This is a genomic window from Myxococcus faecalis, from assembly GCF_050039385.1.
GTDB lineage: Bacteria > Myxococcota > Myxococcia > Myxococcales > Myxococcaceae > Myxococcus > Myxococcus fulvus.
The window spans coordinates 10,693,072-10,715,740 of sequence record NZ_CP144336.1; the positions used below are offsets into that span (position 1 = coordinate 10,693,072).

3 protein-coding genes (1 of these 3 cut by a window edge) are annotated in these 22,669 nt (G+C 72.0%); all 3 read right to left on the reverse strand.

Annotation, left to right across the window (positions count from 1 at the left end):
* Tightly spaced (each overlapping or abutting the next), the 3 genes in view from VZQ01_RS42330 to VZQ01_RS42340 form a layout consistent with a single transcriptional unit that may run on beyond the window.
* Nucleotides 1–5,889, reverse strand: partial view of a non-ribosomal peptide synthase/polyketide synthase gene (locus VZQ01_RS42330; protein WP_426746492.1) — the 5' end (the start) only. Its footprint begins 12,372 nt before the window's first position; the window shows 5,889 of its 18,261 coding nt (coding positions 1–5,889); it begins with the start codon at nt 5,887–5,889; its stop codon lies off the left edge, out of view.
* Nucleotides 5,886–17,243 (reverse strand): type I polyketide synthase, encoded by an 11,358-nt coding sequence (locus VZQ01_RS42335; protein ID WP_426746493.1) that lies wholly within the window; start codon nt 17,241–17,243, stop codon nt 5,886–5,888. The genes VZQ01_RS42330 and VZQ01_RS42335 overlap by 4 nt, the downstream gene beginning before the upstream one ends.
* Entirely contained in the window at nt 17,236–22,584 is a 5,349-nt protein-coding gene (locus VZQ01_RS42340) for a non-ribosomal peptide synthetase (protein WP_426746494.1), read from the reverse strand. The genes VZQ01_RS42335 and VZQ01_RS42340 overlap by 8 nt, the downstream gene beginning before the upstream one ends.
* Nucleotides 22,585–22,669 lie beyond the last annotated feature (85 nt).

Here is a 22,669-nt window from a genome sequence, read left to right on the forward strand (position 1 = left end):
GTCCGCGCCCATCAGGTCGAGCGTCGACAAGGACTGTTCGACCTTGCCGCGCAGCTCGGACAACAGGTGGCGCACCTGCTCGAGCATCCGCCGCACCGCGAGCGCGTCGAAGCGCGCGGCGTCATGGTTCAGCTTGAGCACCCACTCGTTCCCCGGCATGACCACCAGGGAGATGGGGTGGTGGTCCGCCTCCACCGCCATGGGGTTGCGCACCACGAGGTCCTCCGACGGCGTGGAGAGCCCTGCCTCCATCGGATAGTTCTCATAGGTGAACAGCGTCTCGAACAACGGCTCGCCCGAGGGCACCTCGCTCCAGCGACGCACGTCGACCAGCGGCGTCGACTCGTACTGACGGGCCTCCTGCATCCATCCCTGGAGCTCCCGCAGCCACGTGCCCACCCTCGCCTCGGAGGGCATCCGCACGCGCACGGGGATGGAGTTGATGAACAAGCCCACCATGCTCTCGAAGTCCGTCAGCTCCGCGGGACGTCCGGCGACGGTGGCGCCGAAGACCACGTCATCCCGACCGCTGTAGCGCCCCAGCACCACGGCCCACGCGCCCTGGACCAGGGTGCTCTGGGTGATGCCCTGCTGCCTCGCGAAGGCCACGAGGGCCGCGGTCTCCTCCGCTCCGAGCCGCAGCTCCTGTCCGCCTCGACCCGACAGGCCCCGCGCCGCCGCCGCGACGTCCACGCGCGTGGGCTCCGAGTACCCCACGAGCGCCTTGATCCAGAACTCCTTCGCGGCGCGCGGGTCCTGTCGCTCCAGCCAGGCGATGAAGTCTCGATACGGCCGGACCTCTCCTCGCGGCGGCGTCACACCGCGCCGAAGCGCCTCGTACCGGGTGAACACATCTTGCGTCACCAGCTGCGTGGACCAGCCATCCAGCAAGAGGTGCGAAAAGCTGAACACCACGCGCCAGACCCGCTCGTCCGTCCGCAGCAGCCCCAGCCGGAACAGCGGCGCGACGGAGAGCTCCACGCCGCGGCGACGGTCCTCCTCCAGGAACGCCGACACCCGCGCCTCCACCTCGCCCCGAGGCACCGCGCGCCAGTCCTCGACCTGGACCGGGGGCTCCACGTCACGCATCACCGCTTGCAGCGGCGCGTCCAGCCCGTCCCAGTAGAACGCCGTCCGGAGGATGGAGAAGCGACGTGCCGCCTGTCGCCACGCCTCGGTCAGCGCCTTCACGTCGAGCGCGCCCTCCAGCTCGAACGCCATCTGGTTGAAGTAGGGCTGGGACGCTTCGTCCTGGAGGATGTGGAACAGGATGCCCTGCTGCAACGGAGACAGCGGATACAGGTCCTCCACGTCGCGCAGGCGCAGGCCCTTCGAGGCCATCCGGTCCGCGAGCCCCTCCAGCGCGCCCTGGCCCAGCTTCGCCAAGGGGAAGTCCGAAGGTGACAGTCCGCGCGGATCCTCCGACGTCGCATGCGCGATGAGCTCACGCAGCGCCGAGCTCAACCCGCGAGCCAGCGTCTCCACCGTCCCGGTCCGATGAATCCCCGGGCCGTGGGTGAACATCAGCCGCATCCGGCCGCCGCTGACGATGCAGTCCACGTCGAGCAGGTGCTCGCGCATGCCCTCGGGCGCACGCGTGGGCCCCACCGAGCCTTCGGACATCCGCAGCGGCGCCGTGGCCGGCAGCACGTTGTCGAACTGTCCCAGGTAGTTGAACCCCACCTCCGGCGCGGGCAGCGCACGCAGGCGCTCACGCAGCGCCGGGTCCGGTGACAGGTAGCGCAGCACGCCGAAGCCCACGCCCTTGGACGGGATGCGCCGCATCGCCTCCTTCGCGGCGCGCACCCACGCTCCGGGCCCCTCCCCCGTCGCCTCCACCAACACCGGGAACATGCTGGTGAACCACCCCACCGTGCGCGAGAGGTCCACCTCGCCGAAGACGTTCTCGCGCCCGTGGCCCTCCATGTCCACCCGCACGCACGACGCCCCCGTCCACCGACGCAGCACGTGGGCGAGCGCCGCCAGCAGCAGCTCGTCCGGCTTCGCGCGCAACGCCTTCGCCACGTCCTGGAGGAGCAACTGCGTCTCCGCGGGCTCCAGCGCCACCTCCACCACCTTCGACGCGCCCTCCGTGTTCGCGGGGCCGCCCTCCACCTCACGCGGCAACGCGCCCACCCGCTCCCATGGCAGCCCGAGCCAGAAGGTCGCCTCCGCCTGTGCGGCGGGGGTCCGCGCGTGCTCCACCAGACGTGACGCCCAGGACTGATAGGACACCGTCTTCGCGGGGAGCTTCACGGGCTCGTCCGCGCGGAGCCGCTGGTAGCTCGACAGCAGGTCCTCCACCAACACGCGCCAGGAGACGGCATCCACCGCGAGGTGATGGATGACGATCAACAATTCCTGCGGCACGTCCGGTCCCGACTCGAACAGCACCGCTCGCGCGACCTCTCCCGTGGAGAGCGTCAGGCTCGCCTGGACCCGCGCGGCGTGGGCCACCAACTCGGCCTCGCGCGCCTGGGATTTGCTGAGGTCCACCGTCTCCAGGGGCAGGACGCCTTCCAGGCCCAACAGCTCCTGCTGCCAGCGTCCCTCCGCGTCCTTCGTGAAGCGCAGCCGCAGGGCATCGTGGTGCTCGCGTACGAGCTGGAGGGCGCGGCCCAGGTGCTCCGGCACCATCCGCTCGCGCAGCGTGAGGCGCAGGGCCTGATTGAAGTGGTGCACTCCCGACCGCTCGTGCTCGAAGAACCCGTGCTGGATGGGCGTCAGCGCCACCGGTCCCGTCACGGGGCCCTGGGCGATGACCTCCCGGGGCGCCTCGGAGACCACCGCCGCGAGCCGCGCCACGGTCGGATTCTCGAAGAGCTGCTTCGCGCGCAGGTGCAACCCCGCCTGCGCGGCACGGGAGATGACCTGGATGCCGAGGATGGAGTCTCCTCCCAGCTCGAAGAAGTCATCGTGCACGCTCACCCGGGGGCGTCCGAGCACCTGGGCCCAGATGGCGGCGAGCGTCTCCTCCTTCGCGTCGCGCGGCGCGACCTCGTCGGTGCGCTCCACCACCGATATCTCGGGCGCCGGCAGGTTGCGGCGATCCACCTTGCCGCTGCTCGTCCTGGGGAGCTCATCCATCGCGACGAAGGCCGCGGGCACCATGTACTCGGGCAACTGCTCCAGCAGGAACTCGCGCAGCACGGCGGGCTCGCGTCCCCGCTCGCCGGAGGACACCACGTACGCCACGAGCCTCGGCGCCGCCCCCGCGTCCTCGCGCAGGAGGACCAGGGCGTCGCGAACCTCGGGGTGTCGGCAGAGCGTGGCTTCGATCTCCCCCAGTTCGATGCGGAAGCCACGCAGCTTCACCTGGAAGTCGATGCGCCCGAGGAACCGGAGCTCGCCATTCGGGAGCCAGTGCACCTTGTCTCCCGTGCGGTACATGCGGTCGCCCGGGAGGGTGCTGAAGGGATTGGGGAGGAAGCGCTCCGCGGTCAGCGCGGGGCGGCCCAGATAGCCACGCCCCACGCCCTCGCCCGCGAGGAACAGCTCGCCCGCGACACCCACGGGCGCGAGCTGGAGGTTCGCGTCCAGGACATACGCCCGCACGTTCGCCAGCGGTGGGCCGAGCGAGGGTCCCGACGTGCCGCGCACGAAGCGCACCGTCGCCTCCACCGTGCACTCGGTGGGCCCGTAGACGTTGACGGCGGTGATGTGCGGGTGCGCGGCGATGCGAGCCCAGAGCGTCTCGTCCGTCGCCTCGCCTCCGAAGAGGATGCGCAGCGGGCGATGCGCGCCCAGCCCCTCATCGAGCAGCACGCGCAGATGGGACGGCGTGCCGTCGAACACGTCGACGCGGTGTCGCTCCACCCACTCCACCAGGAGGGCCGCGTCCTGGCGGACGGTCTGCGACACCACGCACAAGGCATGGCCATCCGAGATGTGGACGAGCTGCTGGACGGACATGTCGAACGCCAGCGGCGAGTTGAGGCTGAAGCGCAGCGGGCCGCTCAGTCCGGCGAAGACCTTGGACGCGAGCGCCGCGCGCAGGTTCATCACCGACGCGTGCTGAATCATCACGCCCTTCGGCTGGCCCGTGCTGCCCGACGTGTAGATGATGTAGGCCAGGTGCGCCGGGAGCGAGACCCGCGGCGGCGCGGTGTCCGGCTCCGCGGCGAGCGCCTCCACCATGCCCGGGTCATCCAGGCAGATGACCTCGGTGCCCTGGCTCCGAGGTCGCTCGGCCAGCGAGCGCTGCGAGAGGACGAACGTGGCGCCCGCGTCCTGGACCACGAAGCCCAGTCGCTCCGGTGGATGGGCCGGGTCCAGGGGGACGTACGCGCCGCCCGACTTGAGGACGCCGAAGAGGGCCACCACCATGTCGACGCCGCGCTCCAGGCAGAGCGCGACGCGGGACTCGGGCCCGACGCCGCGAGCACGCAGCCAATGGGCGAGCCTGTTGGCCCGACGGTCCAGCTGCCTGAACGTGAGCGACGTCTCGTCGTCGAGGACGGCCAGGGCCTCGGGCGTGCGCGCGGCCTGAGCCTCGAAGCGCTCGTGCAGCGCGCCTTCCCACGGAAGCTCCCGGTCCGTGTCGTTCCAGCGCACCAGGAGCAGCTCCCGCTCCGCGGCGGACACCAGGGACAGCTCGCCCAGGCGACTCTCCGGCCGCGTCGCGAGGGTCTCCATCACGAGGACCATGCGGTCCAGCTGCGCCTGCGCGAACTCCCGCGTGAAGCGGCTCCGGTCGTAGCGGAAGTGCAGCGGGAGCCGCGCCTCCGGGGACGACGTCAGCGTGAGGCCGAAGTGGTCCTCCTCCTTCGACTGGACGCGGTGGACCTCCAGCGCTCGCGAGGCCGACGTGAGCGCGGAGTCCAGGGGGTAGTTCTCGAAGACGACCAGCGTGTCGAACAGCGCCGTCCCCGCGGGGACTTCGCTCCAGCGCTGCACCTTCACCAGGGGCGCGTGCTCGTGCTGGCGCGCGTCCACCTGCTGCTCCTGGATGCGGCGGAGCCAGGTGGCCCACGTGAGGTCCCCCGACCAGCGCACGCGCACCGGCTGGGTGTTGATGAACAGGCCGACCATCTCCTCCACGCCCGCCAGGTCCGGAGGACGACCGGAGACGGTGGTTCCGAACACGACGTCCTCGGAGCCCGACAGGCGCCCGAGCACCAGGGCCCATGCGGCCTGCACCACGGTGCTCAGGGTGACGCCGTGGCGACGCGTGAAGGCGTTGAGCGCGGCCGTGGTCTGCTCGGACAGGTGGCCGATGAGCGTGGCCCGGCCCTCGCCTTCGCCAACGCCCGCGCCCGTCGGAGTGGGCTCGTGGAACCCCGCCAGCTCCCGGCGCCAGAAGTCCTCCGAGGTCTTCAGGTCATGCTCGGCCAGCCACCCCAGGTAGTCACCGAAGGGACGCGGAGGCGCGAGCCTAGGAGCCCGGCCCGCGACCGTCCCCTCGTACAGCGTGAAGAAGTCCTTCACCACCAACGGCACGGACCAGCCATCCAGCACCAGGTGCGAGTGGCTGAAGACGAAGCGATACACCCGGTCCGCGGCGCGCAGGAGCGTCAGGCGGATCAGCGGCGCCTGCGACAAATCGAAGCCCTCCTGACGGTCCTTCGCCAGGAAGGTCTCCAGCCGCGCCTCGAAGCCCTCCGGGGACAGGTCCCGCCAGTCCTCCTCGCGCAGGGGCAGGTCCACCTCGCGCAGCACGACCTGGACCGGCTCGTCCACGTCGTCCCAGACGAGCGCGGTGCGCAGCACGGGATGCGCCGCCACCACGCCACGCCACGCGGCGGCGAAGGCCTCCACGTCCAGCGCGCCTCGCAGCTCACAGACGAGCTGGTTGAAGTAGAGGCCCTTGCCGGGCTCGGAGATGGCGTGGAAGAGCATGCCGCCCTGGAGGGGCGACAGCGGGTACAGGTCCTCGATGTTGTCGCTCATCGCGTCTTCTTTCCGAACCGGGCCGCCAGCTTGTCGAGTTGCGACTGCTTCACCTTCGCGAGGGGGAAGTCGGACGGAGAATGCCCGCCCGCGTCCGGAGCGCTCGAGGCCTGGATCAAGGCCAGCAGCCGCGCCACGAAGTCCTCCGCCACTCGCACCACCGTCTCACGACGGTGCACCGCCTCACTGAAGGTCCACGTCACCTCCAGCCGGCCCTCTCGCACCACGCTCGTCACATCCAACAGGTACGGCCGACGCGAGCTCGCCGCGCGCTGCCGCAAGCCCTCGCTCTCCGGCGCGAGCGTGAAGGGCCCCTCCGCTCCGACCAGGCCGTCCACCTGTCCCAGGTGATTGAAGCCGACCTCCGCCCGGGGCAACTCCGCCAGCGCGGCGTCCCGCGCCACGTAGCGAAGGAGGCCCCAGCCCATGCCCTGCGTCGGCACCGCGCGCAGCGACTCCTTCACGCCGCGCAGCGCCTCACCGGGCCCTCGTGCCTCACGCACGTCCAGCAGCGCCGGGAAGACGCGCGTGAACCAGCCCACCGTGCGCGACACGTCCACTCCCGGGAGCACCTCCTCGCGACCATGGCCCTCCACGTCGACCAGCGCGATGCCCCGCTCCGTCCACGCGGACAGCGCCTGCGCCAGGGCCGTCAGCAACGGGTCCTGGGGCTGCGTGTGCCAGGCCTTCGGCACGTCGTGCAGCAGCGCCTTCGTCTGCTCCAAATCCAGCGCCACTTGCACCGTGCGCGCCGTGGACTCGGTGTTGCCGCACTCCTGGAAGTCCCGCGGCAGCCGCGGCACCTCGGACCACGGACGCTCGCGCCACCACGTGCGCTCGGCGCCCAGCTTCTCCGAGCCCGCCAGCGTCTCCAGTCCCCGCGCCCAGGCCTGGTACGAGGTCGTCTTCGGCGGCAACCGCACCGGCGCGCCCTCGGCGAGTCGCGCATACGCGGTGGACAGGTCCTCCACCAGGATGCGCCACGACACCGCGTCCACCGCGAGGTGGTGGACCGCCAGCACCAGTCGCACGGGCTCGCCATCCCCGGGCTCCAGCAGCGCGGCCCGAATCATGGCGCCGTCCAACGACAGCGACTGCTGCAGCGCCATCGCTCGCTGCTCCAGCGTGCTCGCCAGGGCCTCGCGCGGCACGTCGGACAGGTCCACGCGCTCCAGCGGGATGGGCGCCCCGGGAGCCTCGGACGTCTGATGCCAGCCGTCCGCCGTCCTGGCGTAGCGCAGGCGGAGCGAGTCGTGGTGCTCCACCACGTGCGCCAGGGCGCGCTCCAGCAGCGCCGCGTCCAACGGCGTGCGGGACTGGAACATCAGCGACATGTTCCAGTGGTCGGGGTCCTCCAGCTCCAGCTCGAAGAACCAGCGCTGGATGGGCGTGAGGGCCACGGGGCCCACCACGGGCCCCTGCTCGGCCTGCACCGTGAGCCGCGTCCCCGCCACCGCGGCGAGCCTGGCCACCGTGGGGTTCTGGAAGAGCTGCTTCGGTGACAGCTCCAGTCCGGCGGCGCGCGCCCGCGTGACGATCTGCAAGCCGAGGATGGAGTCGCCTCCCAGCTCGAAGAAGTCATCGTGGATGCCGACGCGGTCCACGTTGAGCACCTCCTTCCACAGCGCCGCGAGCCGCTCCTCCACCTCGGTGCGCGGCCCCGTGCTCGACGCGCTCGTCGACTTCGTCACCTGGGACTCGGGCACGGGCAGCGCGCGCGTGTCCACCTTGCCGTGCCGCGTACGAGGCAGCGACGCGAGCGTCACGTACGTCGACGGCACCATGTAGGGCGGCAGCCGCGAGAGCAGCCAGGACTTCAGCGCGCCCGAGGACACGGCCTCCCCCGGCTCGACGGCCGAGGCCACCACGTAGGCCACCAGTCGCTTGGGCCCACCGTCCGCTCGCGCGACCACCGAGGCCTCGCGGACCTCCGGATTCGCGAGCAGCGCCGCTTCGACCTCACCGGGCTCGATGCGGAAGCCACGCACCTTCACCTGCGAGTCCGCGCGCCCCAGGAACTCCAGCGTCCCGTCCCGACGCCAGCGCGCCACGTCGCCGGTGCGGTACATGCGCGCTCCGGGACGCGCGTCGAACGGGTCCACGCCGAAGCGCTCGGCGGTGAGCTCGGGCTGACCGAGGTAGCCTCGCGCGACACCGCCGCCGCCGACGTACACCTCGCCCGGTGCGCCGGGCAGCGCGAGCCCTCGCCGCGAGTCGAGCAGGTACACCCTCGCGCCCGGCACCGCGCGGCCGATGGGCACACTGCCCTGCTCGTCCTTCTGGACACGGTGCACCGTGCTCCAGATGGTCGCCTCGGTGGGACCATACTCATTGAACAGCGGAACCGTGGGCAGGGCCTCATGGTGCGCCTGCGCCAGCTCCACCGCGCACGCCTCGCCGCCCACGCTCACCGCGCGCAGGCCCGACAGTCCACCCGCGGGCGCCGCCGCGAGCACCTGCGCATAGAGCGCCGGCACGGAGATGAGGTGCGTGACGCGCGCCCTCGCCACCAGCTCCGCCAGCCGCCTCGGGTCCTCGCGCTCCTCCACGTCGGGATAGCGCAGCGTTCCGCCCTCGAAGAGCGACCAGAACAGGCCCGCCAGGGAGGCATCGAAGGTGAACGGCGCCAGGGACAACACGACGCCCGGAGCCCCGTAGACCGCCTGTCGGGCCCGCGTGGCGGACACCAGCTGGCGATGCTCGATGACCACGCCGCGCGGACGTCCCGTCGAACCCGACGTGTAGACGACGCACGCCGCGTGATGCGGCTCGGGCATCGGCGGCAGCGCTCCGACAGTCGTCGGCAGCGACTCCACCGTCACCACCGACAGGCCCTCACGCTCGGGCACCCGTGCACGCCAGGCGCCCGACGTCACCACCACGGAGGCCTTCGTGTCCTCGAGGATGCGCGCGAGCCGCTCCGCCGGGTGCTCCAGGTCCAGCACCACCACCGCCGCTCCGGCGCGCAGCACGCCGAGCATCGCGGCCACGACGTCCGTGGGCTGGGCCAACGCGAGCGCCACCACCGCGCCCTGCCCCGCCCCCAGCGCGCTCACCGCCGAGGCCAGTCGCGAGGAGAGCGACTCCACCTCCCGGTACGTGAGGCGGCGCGAGTCGTCCTCCACCGCCACGGCGTCCGGCACACTCGCGGCCCGCGCCGCGAAGCGCGACGACACCGTCTCCGCCGCCGTGGGCTCCGGCAGGGGCGTCGGTCCCCACTCCACGAGGAGCTGATGACGCTCCGCCTCGGACAGAAGGCTGAGCTGGGAGACCCGCTGTTCGGGACGCGCGGCCAGCTGCTCCAGCAGTCCCACCAGATGACCGGAGAGGCGGCGGATGGTCTCGGCGTCGAAGAGGTCGGTGTTGTACTCGATGCCTCCGGAGAGGCCGTCCTTGGACTCCACCAGCTCCAGCGTGAGGTCCAGCTTGGTGAAGCCGGTGTGGACCACCTGGCTCCCCAGACGCAGGCCCGCCATGGACAGCTCGATGGGCGGCGTGTTGTGCAGCACCAGCATCGTCTGGAAGATGGGCGTGTGGCTCAGGTCGCGCGCCACGTGCAGCGCGTCCACCAGCTTCTCGAACGGCACCTCCTGGTGCCCGAAGCCACCGAGCGCCGCGCGGCGCACCCGCCCGATGACCTCCGTCAGCGTGGGGTCCCCCGACAGGTCGGCGCGCAGGGCGATGGAGTTGATGAAGCAGCCGATGAGCGGCTCCACCTCCGGCCGGTTGCGGCCCGCCACCGGCGTGCCCACCGCGAAGTCGTCCTGCCCCGAGTACGCATGGAGCAGCGTCTGCCACGCGGCCATCAACACCATGAACGGCGTGGCGCCCTCACGTCGGCCCATGGACGTCAGGGACTCGGTGAGCGCGCGCGGGATGCGGATGGCGTGACGCGCCCCCGGGTACGTCTGCACGGGAGGACGGGGACGGTCCGTCGGCAGTCGCAGCACGGGCACGTCCGCGAGGACGTCACGCCACCAGGCCTGCTCGGCCGCGAGCTCGGGGCCCCGCATCCATTCGAGCTGCCAGGCCGCGTAGTCCGCGTACTGCACCGGCAGCGTGGGCAACGTGGCCTGCCGGCCCTCGATGTTCGCCGCGTACAGCGTGGCCAGCTCGTGGAACAACACGCCCGAGGACCAGCCGTCCGAGACGATGTGGTGCATCACGATGAGCAGCACGTGCTCCTGCTCGTGGACGCGCAGCAGCGACGTGCGGAACAGCGGTCCCTGCTCCAGGTCGAACGGCTTGCGCGCCTCGGCCCTGGCCCAGGCCTCCACCGACACATCCTCCTCGAGGGTGGAGAGCGGGAGTGGCAGCGGGCCCGGCGCGGTGATGTGCTGCACCGCGCCCGAGTCGGACATGGAGAAGGTGGTCCGGAGCGCCTCGTGGCGCCGCACGACCTCCTCCAGGGCCCGCTGGAGCGCGGCCGCGTCGACCGGGCCGCTCAGCGACAGCATCACCGAGTTGTTGTACGCGACGTTCCCCGGCTCCAGCCGGTCCAGGTACCAGAGGCGCTGCTGCGCGAACGAGAGCGCCAACGGCTGCTCGCGCGAGATGCGCGGGATGGGCGGAGGGCCCTCGCGCTTCGTCGGTGCCGAGGACTGCGGGGCGACGCGGGGTGGCTTCGGTCGACGTGAAGGCCCCCGGACGGGTGCCAACAATTCCACCGTTCCATCCAGGCGACGGCGCGCCCTGCGTCCCAGGGAGAAGCCCGTGACGGCGCCGGAGAGCGCGCGCAGCGCGGAGGTCGCGGGTGCATTCCAGAGCCCCCGAGGCGCGCGCTCCCCCGTGACGGCCAGCTCACCCACGACGCCCACCGGCACCGGGCGGCCCTGCGCATCGACCACCTCCCAGCCGGAGTCCTCCATCGCGCCCGCGCGAATCCAGGCGCCCACGCCGAGCAGCGGGTCACGCCGGGACACCTGGGCGGAGAGCACGTGCGCCAGCGCGGCGGTGACGTCCTCCTTCGCCTCCTCGACCAGGACATGACGGACCGGGCTCAGGGCCTCGGAGGCGTCCGGCAGCTCCGCCAGCGCTCGCGCCAGCGACGCCGTCACATGCAGGTGCGTCGCCTGCGTCTGCCGCACCAGCGACAGCAGCGACGCCGCGGCCCCAGGCCCCTCCTGGATGGCCATGCCCGGAATCGCGGCGGAGGGCCTCGGTGAATACCGACGCCGCAGCGTGTTCAGGTGCACGAGTCCTTCGAGCGTCGCCTCCACCTCGACGCCGAAGTCCACGAGGCACGCGACCTCGTCCACGTCGAGCTTCCGCACCCGCTCCACCACCGGCCCGCACGTGTCCGGCGTACCGAACAGGCCGCCCTCCTCCACGTAGCGCGTGAGCCCGTGCTCCAGCAGGGCATCCACGTCCGCGTTCGTCAGCGTGCGCAGGTCCCCCTTCAAACCGAGGCTGGACGCGAAGGCCTGGAGGATGTCCACCGAGCTGCGGAAGTAATCGAGCAACGGCTTGCGCACGCGCCGACGGACCTCGGCCTCGTCCGTCCCCAGGTACGCATGCATCATGAGGCTCACATGGCCCCGGCCCGGGTGGCCGTGCTGCCGCCACGCCTCGCGGTAGAGCGCGACCTTCGAGGCCAGGTCCTCCAGGTTCTGCCCCATCAGGTTCGTGAGGACGTAGGCCCCCAGCTCGCCCGCCATGCGGAACGTGTCCGGGCTCCCCGCCGCCGTGAGCCAGAAGGGCAGCTCCTTCTGCACCGGCCGCGGGCGCAGGAACACCTCCACCTCGTCCCCCGCGCCGTTGCGTCGGAGCACCGAGCCGCCACGCCACAGCGTGCGCACCTCCTCGATGCCCTTGAACATGACCTCCTTGCGCTTCGCGTAGCGGTCCGGCGCGAAGACGAAGTCGTTCGCGTGCCAGCCCGAGGCGAAGGACACACCCACGCGGCCGTTGGACAGGTTGTCCAGGACGGACCACTCCTCGGCGACGAGGACGGGGTCATGCAGCGGCAACACCACGCTGCCCGCGCGGATGCCCAGCCGCTCCGTCACCGTGGCCACACCCGCGCCCACCACCGCGGGTCTCGGGTACAGGCCGCCGAAGGAGTGGAAGTGCCGCTCCGGCGTCCACATCGCGGAGAAGCCGTGCGTGTCCGCGTACTTCGCGCCCTCCAGCAGCAGCCGGTACTTGCGCCCCCCCAGCGAGTCCTCGTCGTTCGCGAAGAAGGACAGGCTGAAGTCCGGACCGGGCCGCTCTCCCGCGGAGCGCGCCGAGGAGAACACCAGGCGCGCCCGCTCCGATGGCAGCACCACGCGCAGGCCCCGCGTCAGCGCCCACAACAACTCCAGGCCCGTCCCCGGTGAGCCCGTCTCCTCCGCGGCCAGCCATGTCCCCTCCCCGGCCACGCCGTCCCCATCGAGACGTCGGAACAGCGCGTCCACCGTCCGCACCGTGTGCACGGCGCGCAGCCGCTCACCCGAGGGCGCGACGAGCGTCTCCAGGCAGACCATCGTCTCCGGCGGCATCCGCGACGGCAGCACCGGGAAGAGCTTGAAGGCTCGCGGCATGTCGAGCTGCGAGGACAGCCGGACCCGGATGACGCGGTCCGGGTCCAACGGGACGCTCGTCTGCAACCGCTCGTGCGTCAGCAACACCGGCGGCAGGCGCCCCTCGGGCGCCAGCGCGGACAGCTCCTTGAGCTGCGGCGCGCCGAGGAGCACGTACGCGCCTCCCGCCTCCATCACCGCCCAGAGCGCCACCACGCGCTCCACCGACGGCTCCAGACAGAGGGCCACCAGCACCTCGGGCTTCACGCCCTTCGCACGCAGCTCCGACGCCAGTCGCTTCGCCTCCGAGCGCAGCTCCCGCCACGTGACGTCCGCGCCACCTTCCACCGACAGGGCCACGCGGTCGAGCGCCTCCGAGGACCGGGCATCCAAGAGCGCCGCGAGCGTGCGCGGCACCTCCCGCGCGGGCACGAGGGGCTTCGGGGCCACGTGCTCCAGCGGGAGCGAGGAGAGCCGCTGCTCGGGGTCCTCCACCGCCGCCGTCAGCAGCGACGTCCAGTGCGCGACGAGCCGCGCCATCGTCTCCGGCGCGAAGCGCTCCGACGCGTAGTCGAGCGTGCCGGTGAAGCCGCCCGCGTCCTCGCCCATCGACACCGACAGCGGCGACAGCACGTTGCCGAACTGCGCCGGCCCGTCCTCCACCTCGACGATGCGCATTCGCAGCCCGGGCAGCTCCAGGTTCGCATCGAAGCGGGGATGCAGGATGAAGAGCGTGTCGAAGACGCGCTCGCGTCCCGGGTTTCGCGTGGGCTCCACCTCGCGGATGAGGTGCTCGTAGGGCACGTCCGGCTGGGAGTACGCCTCCACCACCACGTCCCGCACCCGGCCGATGAGCTCGCGGAACGTCGGGTCCCCCGACAGGTCCGTGCGCAGCGGCACCGCGTGCGCCACGTAGCCGATGAGCGGCTCGAGCTCCGGGCGGCTCCGGTTGCCGATGGGTGTCCCCACCACGATGTCGTCACGCCCCGCCCAGCGGGCCAGCAACACCTTCCACGAGGCGAGCAGCACCATGAACGAGGTGACGCCCTCACGCTTCGCCAGCGCATGCACCGCGCCCGTCAGCGCCTCGGGAAAGCCGACGTTCCTGCGCCGACCACTCAGCGCGGGCCCGTCGGTGGGAGGCAGGTCCACGGGCAGCTCCAGCGGCCCGGGCAGTTCCACCAGTCGCTCGCGCCACGCCTGCGTCTGCTCCGCGAACGCGCCCGACAGCAGCGCCTTCTGCTGCCAGGCCGCGTAGTCGATGTACTGGATGGACAGCGCGGGAAGCGGCGCGGGCTCACCGCGCTGGAAGGCACCGTAGAAGGCCCCCAGCTCGCCGCCAATCACCACCAGGGACCACGTGTCACACACCACGTGGTGGACCGAGACGACCAGGACGTACTCGCGCTCCTCCAGCTCGAGCAACAGGGCGCGCACCACCGGCCCCTGGGCCAGGTCGAACGGCCGGGCCATCTCCTCGTACACCCGCTCACGCCACTGCGTCTCGCGCGCCTCCGGGGAGAGCGCCTTCAACGAGTCCACGACGAGGGGGACGCGAGGCTCGGCGGAGACGCGCTGCACGGTGCGACCACCGATGAGGGGATACGTCGTGCGCAGGGCCTCGTGCCGCTGCGCGATGGCCTCCAGGGAGCGCTTCAACAGCGCCACGTCGAGCACCCCGGACAGTCGCAACGTCGCCGACATGTTCAGCGCGGGGTTGCCGGGGAGCGCCTGCTCCAGCGCGCAGACGCGCTCCTGCACCACCGACAGCGGCAGCTCGCCATCGCGAGGAATGGGGACGAGCGGAGGGAGCACGCCCGCCTTCCCCGCGACGCTCTGCGTCCCCATCCGCGCCTGGATGCGCGCGGCCACGCCCGCGACGGTGGGCGCCTCGAACAAGTCACTCAGCGGGAGCTGGACCGGGAACGCCTCGCGCAGCCGCGTGAGCATCTGCGCCGCCATCAGCGAGTTGCCACCCAGCTCCAGGAAGTCGTCGTGGATGCCGAAGTCGGCGCGGCCCAGCCGCTCGCGCCAGATGGCGAGCACGCCTCGCTCCACCTCGGTGCGCGGCGCGGCCTTGTCGCCTGGCACCGCGACGTCCTCCCGAGGGGGCTCGACACGGACGGGCTCGGCGACGGGAACGGGCGCGACGGGCTGCGTGGCGACAGCGGCCACGGGCAGCCTGGGAGCCTCCAGGGCGAAGCGCTGCCGCTGGAAGGGGTACGTCGGCAGGGACACGCGGCGTCGCCGCTCGTGCGCGTAGAACTGCTTCCAGTCCAGCGCCAGCCCGGACTCCCACAGCGCGCCCACGGCCGCCATGAGCACGCCGTGCTCGGACACCTTCATGTTCAAGCGCGGCAACGAAGACACCACGCGTCCCGAGGGGCCCGTGAGCGCCAGTCTCGCCAGCGCGGTGAGCGCCTGGTCCGGTCCCACTTCGAGGAACACGGCCACGCCGTCCTGCTTCAGCGTCTCCATGCCATCGGCGAAGCGCACCGGCGCGCGCATCTGGCGGGCCCAGTAGGCAGGGTCCGTCGCCTCCTCCGGACGAATCCACGTGCCGGTCACGCTGGACACGTACGGCACCCGAGGCGCCGAGAGCCGCAGGCCCGACACGACCTTCTTCAGCTCGTCCATCAGCGGCTCGACGGCCACGGAGTGGAACGCGTGGCCCGCGGGCAGCCGCATCACGGCGATGCCGCGCACGAGCAACTCCTGCTCCAGGGCCTCCACCTCCGACGTCGGGCCCGAGACGACGCAGCGCTCCGCCGCGTTCACGGCCGCCAGGGACAGCGTCCCCGTGATGAGCGGACGGATGACCTCCTCCGCGCACCCCACCGCCGTCATGCTGCCCGGAGGCATGCGGGCCATCAGCGTCCCGCGCGTCACCACCAGCGTCAGCGCGTCCTCCAGCGGAAGGACACCCGCGAGGCACGCCGCCGTGTACTCACCGAAGCTGTGTCCCAACAGCGCGTGCGCCTGGACGCCCCACGACTCCCAGAGCTTCGCCAGCGCGTACTCCACGCAGAACAACGCGGGCAGCGACAGGCGGGGGTCCTTCAAGGCCTCACGCGCGGCGGCCTCCTCGCCCGCGACTGGCAGCAGGACGCCCCGCAGCTCCTTCTCGAGCACGGGTCCCAGCTGCGTCAGGCACGCATCCACCGTCTCGCGGAAGCGCGGCTCCGCGCCGTACAGCTCCCGCCCCATGCCGAGCGACTGCGCGCCCTGCCCCGGCAACAGGAAGGCCACGCGACGCTCGCGGGCCGCGGCCACGTCCTCCAGGACCCGCGGGGTGTTCTTGCCGCGCAGCTTCTTGATGAGCTCCGCGCGGTCCGTCGCCGTCACCGAGAGCCGGTGCTCGAAGGCGCCGCGCCCCCGGTTGCGCGTGAAGGCCACGTCCGCGAGGGACACGTCCGGCGACGCGGTCTCCAACCAGTCCGCCAGCTCGCGCAGGGACGCGGAGAGCGCCTGCTCGCTCCGGGCGGACAGGGTGACGACCTGTGAGGGCCGGGTGCTCGCGGCCGAGGGCTCGCGTCGAGGCGCCTCCTCCAGCACCGCGTGCGCGTTGGTGCCGCCGATGCCGAACGAGCTCACGCCCGCGCGCCGAGGCACCTCGCCCCGGGGCCAGGGCTTGCGCTCGGCGACGACGGTGAACGGGCTGTTCGCGAAGTCGATGGAGGGGTTGGGCGTCGTGAAGTGGAGCGTGGGCGGCAGCTCCTCCTCCGACAACACGAGGGCCGTCTTGATGAGGCCCACGAGCCCGGCCGCCGTGTCCAGGTGACCGACGTTCGTCTTCACCGAGCCCAGGCCACAGTAGCCCTTTCGGTCCGTGTCGCGACGGAACGCGCGGGTGAGCGCCGCCACCTCGATGGGGTCACCCAGCGCCGTGCCGGTGCCGTGCGCCTCGACGTAGCCGATGTCGTCCGCGGTGAGCCCCGCGTAGGCGAGCGCCTCGCCAATCGCATCCGCCTGGCCCTCGACGCTGGGCGCCGTGTAGCCGACCTTCAGGCCACCGTCGTTGTTCAGCGCGGAGCCTCGGATGACGGCATAGACGTGGTCCCCATCCCGGAGCGCGTCTTCCAGCGGCTTGAGCACCACCGCCGCCGCGCCATTGCCCGGAACCGTGCCGGCGGCCTTCGCGTCGAACGCGCGGCAGTGCCCGTCCGGGGAGAGGATCATCCCCTCCTGGAAGAGGTAGCCCGTGCGCTGCGGAAGCGAGACCCGCACCGCGCCCGCGAGCGCGATGTCGGACTGGCGCAGGAGCAGGCTCTGGCAGGCCATGTGGACGGCCACGAGGCCCGTGGAGCACGCCGTGTAGACCGCGAGGCTCTCGCCGCGCAGCCGCAGCTTGAACGAGGCCTTGGTGGCCAGGTTCTCGCCCGAGGTGCCCATCACCTCGTAGAGCGAGGCCGGGTCCAGCTGCCCCTGCCCCAACATGCCCATCGTGTGCAGCGACGGCCCCGCGCCCGCGTACAGGGAGATCTTCCCGGTGTAGCGCGCGGGGTCATAGGCCGCGTCCTCCAGGGCCGCGTGGGCGCACTCGAGGAACACGCGCTGCTGGGGATCCATCCACAGCGCCTCGCGAGGAGGCACATCGAAGAAGCCCGCGTCGAACGCGTCCGCGTCCTCCAGCACGCTGGCCATCGGCACGAAGTCCGGGTGACGCCGCAGGGACTCCGGCACCAACGGCGAGACCTCCAGCTCCTCGGGTTTCAGCAGGGAGATGGACTCCACGCCGTCGAGGAGGTTGCGCCAGAAGTCCCGCACGTTCGCGGCGCCGGGGAAGCGGCCCGCCATGCCGATGATCGCGATGTCGTTGCCGCTACCGCCCGTCTGGTCCTGGTCAGCCATGATCTCGGTTGTTCCTTCCGCCGCGACGCTGGAGGGCCTGACGACGGGCCTCCGCGCGCTCCTGGTGCTTCACGGCCTGCGTCCCGGGCTCCGACTCGGAGGACAGCCTCCGAGCCAGGGCCTGGACCGTGGGGTGTTCGAAGAAGTGGGTGATGGGGACATCACGACCGAGCGCCTCGCGCAGGCGGGCGCACGCGCGCACCGCCGACAGCGAGCTGCCGCCCAGGTCGTCGAAGAAGTGCGCGTGGATGCTGACCGCCGGAAAGCCGAGCGTCTCCGCCCAGGCCTTGGCCAGCGTCTCCTCCAGCGGCGTGCGCGGCGCGCCCTCCTGCGGCGTCGCGCGCGTCGGCGGTGGCAGGGCCCGCGTGTCCACCTTGCCGCTGGACAACACGGGCAGCGCCTCCAGGACGACGAAGTCCGCGGGGACCAGGTACTCCGGCAGGCGCGCCCTCAAGCTCGCGCGCACCTCGCCCGGCGGCGGCATCCCCGCGTCCGGAGGGACCACGTACGCCACCAGTCGAGGCTCACCACCCGACGGCGGGCTCCACACGCGCACGTGTGACTGGCGCATGCCAGCGAGCTCACGCAGGGCGGACTCCACTTCGCCCGGCTCGATGCGGAACCCACGCAGCTTCACCTGCGCGTCCACGCGGCCGAGCAGCTCCAGGTGACCGGAGGCGCGCCAGCGCGCCACGTCTCCCGTGCGATACAGCCGCGCCCCCGGCTCGTCGGCATAGGGGTCCGGAACGAAGCGCTCGGCCGTCAGCTCCGGGCGCCCCAGGTAGCCGCGGGCCACCAGGGGACCTCCTACGTACAGCTCACCCGCGACACCCGGGGGAACCGGCCGCAGGGCTTCATCGAGGACATACGCGTCGACCTGGGGCAGCGGCCGACCGATGTCCGGCGCCCCCTCCCCGACCCGGCACGTGGCCCAGGTCGAGCACACCGTGGCCTCGGTGGGGCCGTACGCGTTGATCATCTCCCGACCCGGCGCGAAGCGCGTCACCAGGTCCTCGGGACAAGGCTCTCCCGCGGAGATGAGCCATCGCAAATCAGGCAACGGCGCGTCCGGCAACAGCGCGCAGGCCGACGGTGGCAGCGTCGCATGGGTGATTCGTTGCTCACGGAGGATGCGGTGCAGGGCTTCGCCCGCGAGCACCTCGCCCGACGGCGGCAAGTGCAGCGTCGAGCCCGTCGTGAGCGCCTGGAGGTACTCCGACACGGAGGCGTCGAAGACCGGCGAGGCGAACTGGAGCACCCGCGCGCCAGGCCCCAGGTTGAAGCGCTGGCCCATCGCCTCCGCGAGGTGCAGGGCCCCGCGATGCGGCACCAGCACCCCCTTGGGACGCCCCGTGCTCCCGGAGGTGTAGATGAGGTACGCCGCGCCCTCCAGCGTCGGCACGGAGGGGGTCCGCTCGGCGGAGGGTTCGGCCTGCGCGTCACGAGCGCCGTACTCCTCCCAACGCAGCGACATCACCCCCGCGGGGACCTCGAGCCTCCGCGCGAGTCGGTCCTGCGAGAGCAGCCAACGTGCCCCCGAGTCCTGCAACAACCAGGAGATGCGCTCGGGAGGATGCGAGGGCTCGCACGGCATCACCACGCCGCCCGCCTTGAGCACCGCGAGGAACGCGATGACCGCCTCGGGTCCACCGCGCTCGAACAACGTCGCGACGCGCCCCTCCGGCCCGACACCCTGATGACGCAACCTACTCGCGATCCGGTCCGCCCATTCGTTGACCTCGCGGTACGTCCAGCTCGTGGCGCCCGCGACCAGCGCCACGGCGTCGGGCGTCTTCACCGCCCAGGCCTCGAAGGCCTCGTGCAGCCCTCGCGGCTCGGGGGGCCGGGGCGCCGCGGGCCTCCGCCCCAGCGCGAGCGTGGCGCGTCGCTCCTCCTCACCGAGCAACGACAGGTCCAGCACCGGCGTCTCCGGCGCTCGCGACACCGCGTCCAACAGCCCGCGAAGGTGCCGGGCCATGCGCTCCGCGAGCTCGGTGTCGAAGAGGTCCGAGCAGTACTCCAGGCTGGCCTCGAAGCCGCCAGACGACTCGGCCATCGACAGCGTGAGGTCGAAGGCCGAGGCCTGGTTGCGCAGCGGCACCGACTCGAGCTCCAGCTCGCCGAGCCTCACGCGGGCCCCCGCGCCGCCGAGCGCGAACGGCGCGAGCGCCTCGCGCCCCGGACGTCCCGAGTGCAGCACGAACATCGTCTGGAAGACGGGTGGACGGGACGCATCACGTCTCGGCTGGAGCCGCTCGACGAGGCGCGCGAAGGGCAGCTCCTGGTGCTCCAGTGCCTCCAGCACCGTGCCTCGCACCTCCGCGAGCAAGCCGGAGAAGGACACCCCGCGGGCCACCCGCGCGCGCAGGGGCACCGGGTTGACGAAGTACCCCGCCTGTCGCGCCAGGTCCGCGCGCGACCTGCCCGCCGTGGGCGTGCCCACCACCAGGTCCTCCTGTCCCGTGTAGCGACGCAGGAACGCGAGGTAGCCCGCGAGCAGCACCATGAATGGCGTGGCGCCTTTCGCCTGTCCCAATGACACGAGCCGCGACGCCGTCTCCGCCTCCACACGGAAGGACACCGTCCCGCCACGGAACGACTGGAGCCGGGGCCGGGGACGCGAGGTGGGCAGCTCCAACACGGGCAGCTCGCCGCTCAGCCGCTCACGCCACCAGGACTGGAGCGCCTCGCCCCGGGCCCCCGTGTATCGGGCCTCCTCCGCCCGGAGGATGGGCCCCACCGCGGGAGCAGGCGCGGGGAGCAGCGGGGGCACCCCGCGTCTCCCCGCCGTGTAGAGCACGCCCAGCTCCTCGGCCAACACCTCCAGCGACCAGAAGTCGGTGACCAGGTGGTGGAGGACCATCAACAACACCGGCCCCCCTTCCACGTCCGTGAAGACACGCAGCCGCAGCAGCGGCCCACGCTCCAGGTCGAACGGCCGATGTGACTCCGACACCAGTCGCTCGTGGAGCACCTGCTCCGTCCAGCCTCGCGCGGACTCCTGCTCCAACACCGGCGCCGTCGCGGCGCGCCACACGGGCTCGCCCTTCTCCTCGGGGAACGCGCACGCGAGCACCGGGTGACGGGCGACGAGCGCGTTGAACGAACGCTCCAGGACGGCCAGGTCCACCCGCGGCGAGAGCCGCACGGCCCTCGTGATGTGGTACGCGGTGGCACCGGGCGCGAGTCGCTGGAGGAACCACAGCGCTCGCTGCCCGTCCGAGACGTGGGGCGTCGAGTCCTCGGCACCCGCGGTCGCGGACGACGCCTCCGCCGTGCCCCGCATGCGCTCCACCCACGCGGACACCTCGCGCAGGCTGGGCCCCTGCAGCAACAACGTGGGCGGCAGCGACACCTTCCACGCCTGCTGCACGGCGTGCATCACATCCAGCCCGCGCAACGAGTCGAGGCCGTAGCGTGTGAGCGGCTCGTCGGCATCCAGCCCACCCGGCGCGACACCGAGGCTGCGCGACAGCTCCTCCCGGAGCCACGCGAGCACGTCTCCATCCTGCGTCGTCGACACGGGCTCGCGCGGACCGGCGTCCGGCGCGTGCGCATCCACCCTCCCCTCCCGCCAGGCGTGCACCACCTCCAGCCCGTCCTCCAGGAACGTCTGCCGGGTGACGCGCCGCTGCACCTTGCCGCTCGAGGTCTTCGGCAGGCTGCCCGCGGCGATGAGCACCACCGCGAGCGCCGCCACGCCATGCTCCTCCGCCACCGAGGCCTGGATGCGCGCCACCGCCTCCTCGACGGCCCCGGCCTCCACCGCCTTGCCGGAGACCTCCTGGACGACGACGAGCCGCTCCTCGCCCTTCACGTCCACCGAGAACGCGACGCCACAGCCCGGGCGCAGGCCCGGGTGGCTGCGCTCCACCGTCAGCTCCACGTCCTGCGGGTAGAGGTTGCGGCCGCGCAGGATGAGCACGTCCTTCAGGCGCCCCGTGACGAAGACCTCGCCACCGTCGACGACGCCCAGGTCTCCGGTGCGCAGGAAGGGTCCTTCACCCGTGCCCGCGATGCGCGCGTGGAAGGTCCGCTCCGTCTCCTCGGGGCGCTGCCAGTAGCCCTCCGCCACGCTCGGCCCCTGCAACCACAGCTCGCCCACCTGCCCCGGGGCCTTCTGCTCCCCCGTCACCGGGTCCACCACGCGCAGCACCTGCGTGCCCAGCACCTCGCCGCTGCCCACCAGCGTCACACCCTCGGCGCCCGGCTCCGGACGGCGCGCCTCGCCGCGCTCCAGCGCCTCGCGCGAGAAGTCTCGCACCACCAGGTCCACGGGACGGGCCGCGACGCGCTTGCGCCCCGTGACGATGAGCGTCCCCTCCGCCAGGCCATAGCAGGCATAGAGCGCCTCACGCCGGAAGCCCGAGGGCGCGAAGGCCTGGACGAAGCGCTCCATCGTCTCCGCGCGCACCGGCTCCGCGCCGCAGAACGCCACCTCCCAACGGCTCAGGTCCAGGGCGGCCCGCTCCTCGGGTGTGCTCTTGCGCACGCAGAGGTCGAACGCGAAGTTGGGCCCGCCGCTCACCGTCCCTCCATGGCGGGAGAGGGTCTCCAGCCAGCGCATGGGGCGCTGGAGGAAGAACATCGGCGACATCAGCGACACATGCATGTCCCGGTACAGCGGCTGGAGGATGCCGCCGATGAGCCCCATGTCGTGATACGGCGGCAGCCACGAGACGACTCGCGGGTACGGGCTCGCGTCGAAGCCGTGCGCGATGAGCTCGCTGTTGTGCATCAGCTGGCGATGCGCCAGCACCACGCCCTTCGGCGTGCCCGTGGAGCCGGACGTGTACTGGAGGAAGGCCACCGTCGCGTCGCTCAGCGCCGGCGCGCGCCAGCCGTCCGCCTCCGACAGCGGCACCGCGTCCGTCGACAACCAGCGCAGCGCGCGCAGGTCGTCCAGGCCCTCGGTGAGCGGCCCCACCAGCTCCGAGATGCCGGAGGTGGTGAGCGCCAGCTTCGCGCCGCAATCCGCCACCAGCGCCTGCAAGCGCGGCAGCGTGCGGCCCAGCCGCATCACGTCCGGCGGATACGCGGGCACCGCCACCACGCCCGCATACAGGCACGCGAGGAACCCCACCACGTACTCACGCCCCGGCGGATACATGAGGAGAGCGCGCTCTCCCGGAGCCAGCTCCCGTTGGAGCCGGGCCGCCACGGCCCGCACCTGCGCATCCAGCTGCGCGTAGGTGACGGTGTGCTCCCCCTCCTCATCGACGAATGTGTAGATGGGGTCCGTGGGCTGATCGAACGCTCGCATGCGACAGACATCCACGAGCGTGGCGGAACCTGGACGGACGAACGCGGAGGCGGGGGCAGCGCGAGTCGGCAGATACATGTCGATGTCCCGAGGGGGGATTTTTTCAGCAGGACACCAGCCGTTTCAGCTCGGCACACACGCGTCCCAGCGACCCGGGGGCGTT